11 protein-coding genes are annotated in these 13,344 nt (G+C 64.3%); 4 read left to right on the top strand and 7 right to left on the bottom strand.

Going from position 1 to position 13,344, the window contains the following annotated elements; all coding sequences use genetic code 11:
• Nucleotides 1–104 precede the first annotated feature (104 nt).
• Entirely contained in the window at nt 105–1,226 is a 1,122-nt protein-coding gene (locus P3T18_RS26195) for a BMP family ABC transporter substrate-binding protein (RefSeq protein WP_429302856.1), read from the bottom strand.
• A gap of 296 nt (nt 1,227–1,522) precedes the next feature.
• Between P3T18_RS26195 and P3T18_RS26190 the strand changes: the two genes are divergently transcribed.
• Nucleotides 1,523–2,272, top strand: coding sequence for an SDR family oxidoreductase (locus tag P3T18_RS26190; protein WP_429302855.1), 750 nt, complete (start codon nt 1,523–1,525; stop codon nt 2,270–2,272).
• 131 nt (nt 2,273–2,403) lie between these two features.
• Complete coding sequence (locus tag P3T18_RS26185) at nt 2,404–3,432, top strand: alpha/beta fold hydrolase (protein WP_429302854.1); 1,029 nt, start codon at nt 2,404–2,406, stop codon at nt 3,430–3,432.
• Between the two features lie 27 nt (nt 3,433–3,459).
• On the opposite strand, the gene P3T18_RS26180 is transcribed toward P3T18_RS26185, so the two are convergent.
• Together P3T18_RS26180 and P3T18_RS26175 are read right to left on the bottom strand one after the other, a co-directional pair.
• Entirely contained in the window at nt 3,460–3,819 is a 360-nt protein-coding gene (locus P3T18_RS26180; RefSeq protein WP_429302853.1) for an ArsR family transcriptional regulator, read from the bottom strand.
• 12 nt (nt 3,820–3,831) lie between these two features.
• Complete coding sequence (locus P3T18_RS26175; RefSeq protein ID WP_429302852.1) at nt 3,832–5,265, bottom strand: PLP-dependent aminotransferase family protein; 1,434 nt, start codon at nt 5,263–5,265, stop codon at nt 3,832–3,834.
• Nucleotides 5,266–5,434: 169 nt separating this feature from the next.
• Between P3T18_RS26175 and P3T18_RS26170 the strand changes: the two genes are divergently transcribed.
• Complete coding sequence (locus P3T18_RS26170; protein WP_429302851.1) at nt 5,435–7,786, top strand: FdhF/YdeP family oxidoreductase; 2,352 nt, start codon at nt 5,435–5,437, stop codon at nt 7,784–7,786.
• A 71-nt stretch (nt 7,787–7,857) separates the two neighbouring features.
• Here P3T18_RS26170 and P3T18_RS26165 read toward each other — a convergent pair whose 3' ends face one another.
• Together P3T18_RS26165 and P3T18_RS26160 are read right to left on the bottom strand one after the other, a co-directional pair.
• The gene (locus tag P3T18_RS26165; protein WP_429302850.1) at nt 7,858–8,361 is read right to left on the bottom strand and encodes a M48 metallopeptidase family protein; all 504 of its coding nucleotides are present in this window, start codon (nt 8,359–8,361) and stop codon (nt 7,858–7,860) included.
• Between the two features lie 58 nt (nt 8,362–8,419).
• A complete protein-coding gene (locus P3T18_RS26160; RefSeq protein ID WP_429302849.1) occupies nt 8,420–9,097 on the bottom strand; it encodes a hypothetical protein in 678 nt (225 codons plus the stop codon).
• A 187-nt stretch (nt 9,098–9,284) separates the two neighbouring features.
• Between P3T18_RS26160 and P3T18_RS26155 the strand changes: the two genes are divergently transcribed.
• On the top strand, nt 9,285–10,241 hold the full coding sequence (locus P3T18_RS26155; RefSeq protein ID WP_429302848.1) for an NADP-dependent oxidoreductase: 957 nt from the start codon (nt 9,285–9,287) through the stop codon (nt 10,239–10,241).
• Nucleotides 10,242–10,307: 66 nt separating this feature from the next.
• Here P3T18_RS26155 and P3T18_RS26150 read toward each other — a convergent pair whose 3' ends face one another.
• Both P3T18_RS26150 and P3T18_RS26145 read right to left on the bottom strand, forming a co-directional pair.
• Complete coding sequence (locus tag P3T18_RS26150) at nt 10,308–11,906, bottom strand: DHA2 family efflux MFS transporter permease subunit (protein ID WP_429302847.1); 1,599 nt, start codon at nt 11,904–11,906, stop codon at nt 10,308–10,310.
• A gap of 69 nt (nt 11,907–11,975) precedes the next feature.
• On the bottom strand, nt 11,976–13,319 hold the full coding sequence (locus P3T18_RS26145; protein ID WP_429302846.1) for an HlyD family efflux transporter periplasmic adaptor subunit: 1,344 nt from the start codon (nt 13,317–13,319) through the stop codon (nt 11,976–11,978).
• Between the last annotated feature and the right edge of the window lie 25 nt (nt 13,320–13,344).

Raw genomic sequence — 13,344 nt, 5'->3', positions numbered from 1 at the left:
GCGGCTCCGGTCGAAACAGTCAGACTCACGGGCGATCTCCTCGATAATCATTAATAGTTAGTCAGGCAAAACAATTCGGGCAAACGTGCAAGTATGGCGACAGCTTACTTCGGCAGCGTGCCGTCCACGCCCTGCACGAACCAGTTCAGACGCAGCAATTCCGCGTCGCTCAGCGACTTGCCCGCCGCCACCTTCACCGCACCAGATTGATCCGCAATCGGGCCCGCGAACGGATCGAACTTGCCGGAAATGATGTCGTCGCGCTTCTGGCTCAATGCCTTTTGCGCGGCGGGCGAGACGGCGTCGGTGTTGATATCGGCCAGATCGATCGCCTTCTCCTTGAGGCCCCACCACACCGGCGCATTGGTCCACTTGCCCGACATGACCTGATCCACCAGATGCGTGTAGTACACGCCCCAGTTGCTCACGCAGGCACCGAGTTGGGCGTTCGGTCCGAACTTCTTCATATCCGAATCCCAGCCGAATGCATGCACTTTCTTCTGTTCGGCGGTCTGCATCGTCGCGGTCGAATCGGTGTTCTGGATCAGCACGTCCGCACCCTGACCGATCAGCGTTTCGGCAGCCTGCTTCTCGCGGCCCGGATCGAACCAGCTGTTGATCCACACCACCTTCACACGCACCTTCGGATTGACCGAGCGCGCGCCCATCGTGAACGCGTTGATGTTACGCACCACTTCGGGCACCGGCACCGAGCCGACGAAACCCAGCGTATTGGACCTGGTCGTGTAGCCGGCCACGAGTCCGGCGAGGTATGCGCTCTGGTACGTGCGCACGTCGTAGGTGGCGAAGTTGGCCGCCTTCTTGTAGCCGGTCGCGTGTTCGAACACGGTGTCGGGGAAATCCTTGGCCACCTTCAGTTCGAAATCCTGGAAGCCGAAGCTCGATCCCACCACGATCTTGTTGCCCTTGGACGCCAGATCGCGGAACACGCGTTCCGAATCCGCCGACTCCGGCACGTTCTCGACGCGCGTCACCTTGACCTTGTCGCCGAATTTCGCCTCCACTTCCTTCACGCCCTGTTCGTGCGCGTACGTCCAGCCGGCGTCGCCCGGATTGCCGAGATAGACGAAGGCGATGCCGAGCGGCTGCGTGGTCGCGGCCGCCGCGCCGAAAGCGAGGCTCGCGCCGAGCGTCGCGGTCAGGACGGTCCGAATGGTTTTAATGCGCAATGAATGGTGCAACGCGCTCGCCAGCTTTGTTTTCATGGATTCTCCGAGGGTGGTGTGGAAATGGCCGCCTGCTGCCCGCCTGATGCCTGCCCGCCGCTCGCCACGGCGGCCGCCGGTCGGCAAGGCTCAAGCATAGGGGGCCATATTCGAAGGCCAATTTCATCGGAAAAATTATTTCCCGTTATCCCGCCCATAACGGCATTCGTATTTTGGGATGGAAAAAAGACGTTCGATTATTTCGAACGAGTACATCGTAAAAGTGGTACGGCAAGCGCGATCGGAAGGCGCAATATCCTGTTCATCAACCCGTCACACCCTTTCGGAGAAACAACATGACTCGCTTTCAAAACAAGTCGGTTCTCGTTACCGGCGGCAGCAGCGGCATCGGCTTCGCAGCAGCAAAAGCATTCGCGGACGAAGGCGCCCGCGTCGTCATTACCGGTCGCGACGCGGCTGCGCTCGAAACGGCGCGCGACGCCCTCGGCGCCGATACGGTGGCGATCCAGAACGACGCCGGATCGATCGGCGCGGCACGCGAACTGGCCGCCGCACTGAGCGCGGCCGGCATCCGGCTCGACGCGGTGTTCATCAACGCCGGCACGGCAAAGTTCGCGCCGTTCGTGGACGTCGACGAAGCCTTGTGGGACGCGACCTTCAACACCAACGTGAAAGGCGCGTACTTCCAGATCCAGTCGCTGGTGCCGCTGCTCAATCGCGGCGCGTCGATCGTCATCAACGGTTCGATCAATGCGCGCCTCGGCATGCCGTCGTCGTCGGTGTATGCGGCGAGCAAGGCCGCGGTGATTTCGCTGGCGAAGACCTTGTCGGCCGAACTGCTGCCGCACGGCATCCGCGTCAACGTGGTGAGCCCCGGTCCCGTGCAAACGCCGCTGTACGGCAAGCTCGGTCTGGACGCCGCCGCGCTCGAAGCGACGGCCGCCCAGATCCTCAGCCAGGTTCCGGCCGGACGCTTCGGTACGCCGGAAGAGATCGCCTCGACCGTGCTGCATCTTTCCGCCACGGAATCGGCATTCATCGTCGGCACCGAAATCATCGTCGACGGCGGCATGAGTCAATTGTGATGGCTCGGCGCTAATCACTCAGCCCCGCTGAGCCGGCCTCGACAGGCCGGCTCCCCAACCCCAAACCGAACCTCCTCCCCGCGCCTGTGCAACACAGGCACGGCGCTCCCCCTTTTTTTCCGGGATTCGTCATGCGTCTAAAACTGTCGTCTTTGCTGCTGGCCGCCACGCTCGCGTTCGCGACTGCCGCACCGTCCGCGTACAGCGCGCAAGCCGGCGCCGAGGCCGGCACGCTGCCGGCAGCGAGCACCGCTGCGCATTCGGCTCCGCACTCCGCCGTTTCCACCGCCGCACTGGCCGCCGCGTCGGCGAACATTCACGACGGCAAGATCGACGTGAACGGCGTGCGCTATCACTACCTGCTCGCGCAAGGCCACAGCACGCCGATCGTGCTGCTGCACGGCTGGGCGTCGACCTCGTTCATGTGGCGATTCGTGATGCCGCAACTGGTGGCGCGCGGCTATACCGTGCTCGCACCCGACCTTCGCGGCCTCGGCGATACATCGAAGCCCGCGACCGGCTACGAGAAAGCCAACATCGCCGAAGACATCCATGCGCTGGTTGCGCAACTCAAGCTCGGGCCGCAAGTGAATATCGTCGGTCACGACATGGGCGGCATGGTCGCGTATGCGTACGCCGCCCAACATCCGGACGAGGTGCGCTCACTCGCGATTCTCGACGTGCCGTTGCCCGGCATCGATCCGTGGGACCAGCTCGTCCAGACGCCGCGCACCTGGCACTTCCGTTTTTACGCGGTGCAGGATCTGCCGGAGATGTTGATCGCCGGCCGCGAACTGGCGTACCTGAAGTGGTTCCACAATTCGGAGGCGGTCAACTCGCGCGCGTTCACGAACGAGGTCGAGGAAACCTACGCTCGCGAATACGCCATGCCGGGCGCACTGCGCGCCGGCTTCGAGTACTACCGCGCGTTTCCGGCCGACGTCAGACAGAACCAGGAATTCGCCAAGCACAAGCTCACGATGCCCGTGCTGGGCATCGGTGGCGCGGGCAGCATGGGTCCGCTGGTCGGCGAAGAATTGCGGCACGTGGCAGACCACGTGCAGTCGGTCGAGATCGAGGGCGCGGGACACTGGGTAGCGGAAGAACAACCGCAGGCCGTGACCGACACCCTGCTCGAATTCCTGCCGCCGGCGCACTGACCCGCCGAGCCGTCGCCCGCTGCCGCCTCAGTGCAACTTCGGCGGCGGCCCGGCTTCGTGGTCATCGGCGGCGGCGGAGTCGGAGTCGGCGTCGGGGTCGCCCTCGCCGAACAGTTCCGCGCAGACGTCGAGGCCGATCTCGCTCAGACGCGCGGTGCCGGTGCCTTCTTCGTTGAAGGACGTCTCCACCAGTTCGCCGTCGACCAGCGCCGTGAGCTGACGGCGCAGCGCGCTCATCGGCACAGCGGCCTGCTTCGACAGCTTCGCGAGCGACCACGCGCCGTCGGGCCTCTCCCGATGCGCCCGCCACAATTGCGTCAGCACGGCAACCAGCACCGGGTCGAGATCGTCGTCGTCCGCCGGCGTTGTTTTTGTCGCTTCTGTCATACGTGTCTCCTCTCAGGCCATCATCGCCACGAGTTCGCCCAGCATTCTGAGCGCCGCTTCGGTCTGCGCCGTCCACGGATAGCTGTAATTGAGCCGGATAAAGTGGCGGAAATCGTTACGCGTCGAAAACATCATGCCCGGCCCGATCGTGATGCCGCGCGCGAGCGCCGCCTGATACAGCCGCATCGAATCGACCCGTTCGGGCAACTCCACCCACAGCACATAGCCGCCTTGCGGCGTCGACGTGCGTGTGCCGGCCGGGAAAAACCGCTGCACCATCGCGCTCATGATGCTCGCCTGCTGGCGGTACACCTTGCGCACGTGCCGCAGATGCCGATCATAGCCGTCCTGACGCAGATAGTCGGCAACCGCGACCTGCGGCACCGAGGGCGTGGTCAGCGTGTTGAGAAACTTGAGCTTCTCGACCTGCGCGCGGTAGCGTCCGGGCATCGCCCAGCCGATCCGGTACGAAGCCGTCAGACTCTTCGAGAACGACGCGCAGTGCAGCACGAGCCCTTTGGTATCGAAATTCTTCAGCGTCGACGGCCGCGCCTCGCCGAAATACAGCTCCTGGTACACGTCGTTTTCGATGACGGGAATCTCGTGGGCGGACAGCAGCGCAACGAGTTGCTGCTTACGCGCGTCGGGCATCTGGAACCCGAGCGGATTCTGGAAATTCGGCATCACCATGCAGGCAGCGATCTTCTGCTTTGCAACGATCTGCGCGAGCGCTTCGATGTCGATGCCGTCCTGTGGATGCGTCGCCACTTCGATCGCGCGCATGCCGAGTCGCTCGATGGCGTGCAGCATCGCGTAGTAAGTGGGCGACTCGACCGCGACGGTGTCGCCCGGACGCGCGACCGCCTGCAGGCTGAGGTTGATCGCCTCGGTCGCGCCGAGCGTGATGACGATCTCGTCCGGATCGACGGGCACGCCGTTCTCGGCGTAGCGCCGGGCGATCTGGCGGATCAGTTCCGGATTGCCCGGCGGCAGATCGTCCATCAGATTCCAGCTCGCCTGGCGCCGCGCGATCGCGTTGGCGTACTGGTTGATACGCCGCCACGGGAACAGGGACGGGTCAGGATACGGCGAGCCGAGCGGTATGGCGTCATGCGCGCGGATGCTGCGCAGCGTGGACAGCACGAGGCGGCTCACGTCCACCTCGGCGGCAACCGGCGCGGCATGCGTGGCGGACTTGCGGGTGAGGCGCGGTTCGTCGAAGGCAGCCGCCAGCGCGGCCGCGTCGCGCACGAAGTAGCCCGACTGCGGCCGTGATTCGACCACGCCACGGCTTTCCAGCAACGCGTACGCATGCAACACCGTCTTGATGCTGACGCCGTGCTGCTGGCTCGCCTGACGCACCGACGCGATCCGCTCGCCCGCCGCGAATACGCCGCGGCGCACGGCTTCGGTCATCTCGTCGGCGAGCTTTTCGTAGAGTTTCAAGGACCTGGCGCGAGCGCGGACGTGGCGGGAAACGTCAGTCTAAGACAGAAATCCGCAACTGTATCCCTTCCCTTTTCAATTTTCTGTATGCTGCGGCCTTTTTGGAACACAGTAGGCTTGCAGGTATCGGCTTAAAAAGCCTCGTCCAAGGCCCGTCAGCGGCACGACCATGAAGAAACCAGACGCTCGCATCGAACCCTATACGCACCCTGCCGCCGGCTGGGGCGCGCTCAAATACGTCGCGATCAACCTCATCAAGGAAAAGGTCGCGGGCGGCAACTACCGCACGCTGCTCAAGCAGAACCAGCCGGACGGCTTCGACTGCCCCGGCTGCGCGTGGCCGGACCGCGAACATGCATCCACCTTCGAATTCTGCGAAAACGGCGTCAAGGCCGTGGCCGCCGAGGCGACCAGCAAGCGCGTGACGCCCGCGTTCTTCGAGGAACACACGGTCGAAGAACTGATGGCGCAGTCCGACTTCGAACTGGAGCAGCACGGCCGGCTGACCGACCCGCTCGTCTACGACGCGATGCGCGACCGCTACGTGCCGATCGGCTGGGACGAAGCCTTCGACCTGATCGCGGATCATCTCAAGCGCCTCGACGATCCCGACCGCGCCGCCTTCTACACCTCCGGACGCGCCAGCAACGAAGCCGCGTTCCTGTACCAGCTGTTCGTGCGCATGTACGGCACCAACAACTTCCCCGACTGCTCGAACATGTGTCACGAAGCGACCAGCCGCGGCCTGCCGCACACGGTCGGCATCGGCAAGGGCACGGTCACGCTCGACGACTTCGAACACGCCGACACGCTGCTGATCTTCGGTCAGAATCCGGCCACCAACCACCCGCGCATGCTGGGCGAACTGCGCGAATGCGCGAAGCGCGGCGCCACCATCGTCTCGATCAACCCGCTGAAGGAGCGCGGCCTCGAACGCTTTGCGAGCCCGCAGCATCCGGTCGAGATGATCACGATGGGCAGCACGAAGATCAGCTCCGTGTTCATCCGTCCGAAAATCGGCGGCGACTTCGCGCTCATCAAGGGCGTGGCCAAGCGCGTGATCGAACTCGACGACGAAGCGCTCGCCTCCGGCCTCGAACGCGTGCTCGACGTCGCGTTCATCGCCGAACATACGGTCGGCTTCGACGCTTTCGCCGACGACCTGCGCGCCGAAAGCTGGGACACCATCGTCGCCGAATCCGGTGTGCCGTTCGACGACGTGCTCAAGCTCGCCGACATCTACGTGAAGGGTCGCGCGGTGATCTCGACGTGGGGCATGGGCCTCACGCAGCACAAGAACTCGGTGCCGACGGTTCAGATCCTCTCGAACCTGATGATGATGCGCGGCAACATCGGCCGCCGCGGCGCAGGTCTGTGCCCGGTGCGCGGACACTCCAACGTGCAGGGCGATCGCACAGTCGGCATCGAGGAACGGCCGACCCAGGCGTTTCTCGACCGTCTCGGCGAAGTCTACGATTTCGAGCCGCCGCGCGAGCACGGTCTCGACGTCGTCAATACGATTCAGGCGATGTTCGACGGCAAGGTGAAGGTATTCATCGGGCTCGGCGGCAATTTCTCGATCGCCACGCCGGACACGCCGCGCACGTGGGAAGCGATGCGCTCGTGCGACCTGACCGTGCACATCACCACCAAGCTGAATCGCAGCCACCTGGTACACGGCCGCGATGCGCTGATCCTGCCGACCCTCGGCCGCACCGAAATCGATTTGCAGAACGGCGTGGCGCAAGGTGTGAGCGTCGAGGATTCGATGAGCATGGTGCACATCTCGTACGGCATGAACAAGCCGGCCTCGGAGAATCTGCTGTCGGAAATCGCGATCGTCGCGAAGATGGCGCACGCCACGCTCGGCAGCGGAAAAGTGGACTGGCTCGCGCAGGCCGCGGATTACGCGCTGATTCGCGACGGCATCGCGCAGGTGATCGACGGCTTCCACGACTACAACGAGCGTCTGAAGAAACCGGGCGGCTTCCATCTCGGTGTCGCGTCGCGCGACCGGATCTGGAAAACGCCGAGCGGCAAGGCCCAGTTCATGGTGCACGCCATCGCTGTCGACACGCCGATCCATCAGGCGCGCGCCGAACACGGCGAACGTTTGATGACCCTGATGACGACGCGTTCGCACGACCAGTACAACACCACCATCTACGGTCTCGACGACCGGTATCGCGGTGTCTACGGACAACGCCGCGTGCTGTTCGCCAACAAGGACGACCTTGCGATGCTCGGCTTCGCGGCCGGCCAGCGCGTGGACATCAAAAGCGTGTGGGCGGACGGCGTGGAGCGTCACGCGGCCGGCTTCCTGCTGGTGGAATACGACATTCCGCGGGGCTGTCTCGGCGCGTACTATCCGGAAACGAATCCGCTGGTGCCGCTCTCCTCCGTGGCCGACGGCGCGGGCACGCCGACATCGAAGTCGATTCCGGTGCTGCTGACGGCGTCCGTCGAGAACCTGCCGGAGCGCACGGTCGAAACGCCGGCCGAAGAGGCGCTCGCCGCCTGATCGCGAGCGGCGCGCCGCCGCATCGCGCCATCGGAAAGCGCGTGTCGAACGACAGGCCTGACGCTTCGCGCTCAGGCCTGTTTTTTCGTCAGATCGCGATGCGTGAGGTAGAGACGAAGATCGAATTCGATCTGGTGATAACCCGGCTGCATGAACTCGCATAGCCGGTAGAAGGCTTTGTTGTGATCGCTTTCCTTCAGATGCGCGAGTTCGTGCACCACGATCATTTTCAGGAATTCCGGCGCGGCGTCCTTGAATAACGACGCCACGCGAATCTCCTTCTTCGCCTTCAGCTTGCCGCCCTGCACGCGCGAAATGCTCGTGTGCAGACCGAGCGCGTGGCGCATCACGTCGAGCTTACTGTCGTAGATCACCTTGTCGATCTGCTCGGCGCTACGCAGATGTTCGCGTTTGAGGTCGGCGCAATAGGCGTAAAGCGCCCGATCGGTTTGCACGTCGTGCGAGCCGGGATAGCGTTTGACGAGATAGGCGCCCAGTTGCTCGTCGGCAATCAGCTTCTGCACTTTCTCCAGCAAGGGTGCGGGATAACCGCTCAGGTATTTCAGATGTTGCATGACGGTGTTCCTGCTTCGAGAGGATCATGGCCTCCCGTCGGCAGTGGTGGATGAATGATCAGAGCAGGTTGGCTTCGCAATCGCTCCACAGCCGCAGCGGATCGCGATGTTGCGGATACTGTCGGTCGAGCCACGCCGAGAGCTTCGCCCAGTCCGGATGATGATTGCCGGTCTGCGCGGACCACACGGCCGAGCGCTCCAGAATCTGCCCGCTCTCGCGATCGCGCACGATCAGACTGCCGAGCCCGCTCGAACTGTTCTCCTGCGACTCCACCACGTAGCGCGGCAGCACGCGCAGTTCGGCATCTTCCGCCCAACCGTAGACGGCGCGCGCCACGCCGTTCGCATCGCGCAACTGCACCGGGCCGCTCGCGGGCCGGATCGCCGACCAGCCTTCCGGGAATTCCGCGACGATCTCGTGGCTCGCCTCACGAACCCACTTCATGCGCCAGGCGCGCTCCATGGCCGAACGCAATTTTGCCGCCGACTCGTAACCGGGCGGCAACTCGATTCCCTTCGGCAGACTGACGAGGTTCTCTTTCCAGAGCGATTTCTTGTCGCGCTCCGGCCGTTCGAGCGGTCCGAAGGGCGAATCCGCAAAGGGACTGCTCGTGTGGCTGGTGGAGTCGCCGAACGGATTGTCCGGGCGGCTGCCCGCCTGCGTGCCGCTCGGTTTCAGGTCGGGGAACAGAACGTCCGCGCTCTGCCGGGTCAGTTTGGTCTTGCCGTGTTTCATGATTTCTCCGCTCTTGCGCACTTGCCTATACCCGGAATCTACCTGAATTGGCGAGCGCCGCCGGATCGGGCGGCATTTCCGGCAGTCGGAGACAACACGCTTGCTTGCCGGCTCGCGTGTCCTAGAATGAATTCGGACCTGACCGTCGTGCTGTTTTCAGCTTGCCGAACCTGTGCCGGAGACTTCCATGGAATCCACTTCACCGACGCTTCCTTCGTCGTTCAAGGCTGTCCAGGTCGACGCGTTTGGCGGCATCGACGCCATGCATTATCGCGACACGGCGCTCGTGCGCCCGGCTTCGGGACAGGTACTCGTACGCGTGGCCGCGGCCGGCGTCGGTCCATGGGATGCGTGGATACGCGCGGGGAAAAGCGTGCTGCCGCAGCCGCTGCCCCTGACACTCGGGTCGGACATTGCGGGTACGGTGATGCTGGCCGGTGACAACGCCAACAGCCTCTCGGCCGGCGACGAGGTATTCGGCGTGACGAGTCCGCAGTTCACGGGCGGCTACGGCGACTATGCGATCGCCGAGGCGAACATGCTGGCGCGCAAACCCGCCGAACTGTCGTTCGAGCAGGCGGCCTCCGCGCCGGTGATCGGCGTGACCGCCTGGCAAATGCTTTTCGACGAAGCCGGCGTGCAGCGCGGCCAGCGTGTGCTGGTGCTAGGCGCGGCGGGCAACGTCGGTGCGTACGCGGTGCAGCTCGCGCATCACGCCGGCGCCTTCGTGATCGCCGGGGCCTCGGAGCGCGACGCGGAATTCGTACGCTCGCTCGGCGCCGACGAGGTCTTCGATCCACGTCACACGTCTTTCGACGCCTATCGCGAATCCGTCGATGCCGTCATCGATCTGGTTGGCGGCGATACGCTCGACGGTTCGTTCGCGACGGTCAGGCGCGGCGGCCGGGTCGTCTCCGCCGTCGCCGAACCGTCGGGCGAACGTGCTGCGCAATCGGGCGTCAAGGCGAACTTCATGCTGGTCGCCGTCACCACGAAGACGCTCGTGGCGCTCGCCGGTCTGTTCGAGAAAGGCGTCTTGCGCACGCGCGTCGGCGACGTTCTGCCTTTGGCGCAAGCCCGCGACGCGCACGAGATGCTCGAAGGCCGCAAGCATCGGCCCGGCAAGATCGTGCTGGTGCCATAGCGCTTTCCTCTTTGCGAGCGTCGCGGGTCGCGGGGAATGCCGTGCCTGCTCCACCCGCGCCTTCGCTCAATGACCGCCCGCGCCGGCCGCCGCCGCGGCGCTCGATTTATCCGGCTTCGTCACCCAGATCAGCGGAATGATCGCGACGAAGATCACGCCGGACAGCCAGAAAATATCGTTCAGGCCGAGCATGGCCGCCTGCGTGTTCAGCGAATGCTCGAAGAAGGCCATGGCTTGCGCGGCGCTGCCGCCGAGCGAACTTTGCAAGGCGTCGAGCGCGGACGTGAAGGTCGGATTGTTCACGCTGGTCTGCTCGGCAAGCTGCGCGTGATGCAGGATCGTCCGGTCGTTCCAGCCCGTGGTGGCGAGCGAGGTGCCCATCGCGCCCGCGAAGACCCGCGCGAAGTTCGACAGACCGGCCGCCGCGGGAATCTTCTCCGGCGCGAGTCCCGAGAGAATGATCGCGGTGAGCGGCACGAAGAACAGCGCGGTCGGCACGCCTTGCAGCAAGGTCGGCAAGACCAGCGTCCACGTGTCCACGCCAGTGGTGTAATGCGAGCGCATGAAGAACACGCCGGCGAATCCGACGAAGGCGAGCGTGGCGAGCACGCGCGCGTCCGATTTTGGCATCAGCTTCGCCATGACGGGCGCGAGAATCACCGCGAAAATGCCGAGTGGCGCGGTCACGAGACCGGCATCCACCGAACGGTAATTCAGATAGCCCTGCATCCATTGCGGCAGCAATACGAGGTTCGAGAAAAACACCGCATACGCCACCGAAATCGCGACCGTACCGCCGAGAAAGTTTCGTTTGCCGAACAGACGCAGGTCGACGATCGGATTCTTCTCCGTCAACTCCCAGATCACGAAGAACGCGAAGCTGATCGCAGCAAACACCGTGAGCGCGACGATCACCGGCGAGTTGAACCAGTCGAGATCCTTGCCTTTGTCGAGCATGATCTGCAGCGAGCCGACCCAGGCAATCAGCGAGAGCAGGCCGACTTTGTCGATCGGCAGACGCCGCGTGGGCGTTTCGCGCGTGCGGTAGATCGCCCAGGTCACGCCGGCCGCAAAAATGCCGACGGGAATGTTGATGTAGAAGATCCACGACCAGCTGTAGCTATCCGTGATCCAGCCGCCCAGTGCCGGACCCGCAATCGGACCGACCGTCGCCGTCATGGCCCACAGGGCGAGCGCGGTGGAAGACTTCTCCTTCGGATACGAGCCGAGCAGAATGGCCTGCGAGAGCGGGATCAACGGTCCCGCTACGGCACCCTGAAGAATCCGCGCGGCGAGCAGCACCGGCAAGGTGGGCGCAATGCCGCACAGCCACGACGAAAACACGAACAGCAGAATCGCCCAGACGAAAAGCTTGATCTGCCCGACCCGCTGCGTGAGCCAGCCCGTCAGCGGAATCGAGATGGCGTTGGCGGCGGCGAACAGCGTGATGACCCAGGTGCCCTCGTCGACCGACACGCCGAGATTGCCGGCGATGGTCGGAATGGCGACGTTCGCGATCGACGAGTCCAGCACGTTCATGAAGGTAGCGAGCGCCACAGCGATCGTCGCGAGGACGAGCTTGCCGCCCGTGAGCGGCGGCAGCGGCGCCGGCGCGCTGGGTGTCGGGCGGGCCGACGGGTTGGCCGATGCAGTCGGTCGGGTCATGTCATCACCTGCGTCTGAAGATGGATATCTGACTTATCAGTCATTTGCGTAAAAAAAAGCGCCTGGGGGTTAGCCTGCGTTGCTCGTGGCATCGGTTTGAGCCCGCGACTGAGCTTGCGGACGAGATTGGGGCTCGACTTTGGGCTCGGCTTTTTTGTCATTGCGCGCCGTCGCCGCCACACGCTCGACCGGCATGTTCTGCGCGATGATCTTCGCGATCTCGGCATCGGCGTCCGCGCCGTATTGCGCGAACACGTCGGTGCGATACGACGTGCCGACCGCCGCGCCGAGTTGCGCGCCGGACTGATCGCGGGTTTCCACGTCGACCTGCATCGACAGGCCGATACGCAACGGATGAGCGTTCAGTTCGCTCTGATCGAGCTGGATGCGCGCGGGCAGCCGCTGCACCACCTTGATCCAGTTGCCGGTGGCGTTCTGCGCGGGCAACACGGCGAACGCCGCGCCGGTGCCGGCGGAAAAACCGATGACGCGGCCGTGATACGTGACGCCCGATCCGTAGACGTCTGCTGTCAGCGTGACCGGCTGGCCGATCCGCATGTGTCTGAGCTGTCCTTCCTTGAAGTTGGCGTCCACCCAGACGCCGTCGAGCGGCACGATCGCCATCAGCGGCGTGCCGGGCGCGACACGCTGGCCGACCTGGACGGAGCGGCGCGCCACGTAGCCCGTGACCGGCGCGGGCAAGGTGTTGCGCGCATAGCTCAGGTAAGCGTCGCGCACCTTCGAGGCGGCGGCCTGCACGTTCGGATGCTGTTCGATCGACGTGCGGTCGGTCAGCGCGCGATTGGCCTGCGCCTGCTGACGCGCGGCATCGAGCGCGGCCTGCGCGGCGCTGACGGCGTCGCGCGCATGGGCAATGTCTTCGCCCGACACCGCGCCGGTTTCGGCGACGGCCTGACGGCGTTTCAGATCGTCGTTGGCGCGCGAGAGATCGGACTGGCGTTGCGCGACCGTGGCCGCATAAAAGTCGTTGTTCGCGTAGAGACCGCTGACTTGCCGCACGGTCTGGCCGAGCGTCGCTTCGGCGTTCGAGAGCGCGACTTTCGCGTCGGCGTTATCCAGCGACACGAGCGGCGCGCCCTGTTTGACGATCTGCGTATCGTCGGCGTCGACCGCGACGACCGTGCCGCTCACCTGCGGCGTGAGTTGCACGAGATTGCCGCTGACGTAGGCGTCGTCGGTCGATTGATGATATTGACCGACTGTGAAGTAGTACGCACCGTAAGCGGCGCCCGCCACCACCACGCTCGCCGCGAGCAACGCAAGCAGCAGCTTGCGCTTCGTGGGCGTTTCTGCGGATGGCTGTTGCGCTGGCGGTTGGGTTGATTGCTGCGTTGATTGCTCTGCGTGCGGGGTATCCGCCGTCTTGCGGCCGGTGTCGATCGTATCGCTCATGATGTGGCTCCAGACAAACTGAAAA

Source organism: Paraburkholderia sp. GAS199 (genome assembly GCF_050436585.1).
GTDB lineage: Bacteria > Pseudomonadota > Gammaproteobacteria > Burkholderiales > Burkholderiaceae > Paraburkholderia.
The sequence above is the reverse complement of the archived record's forward strand: the minus strand, read 5'-3'. Positions and strand labels throughout refer to the sequence as shown.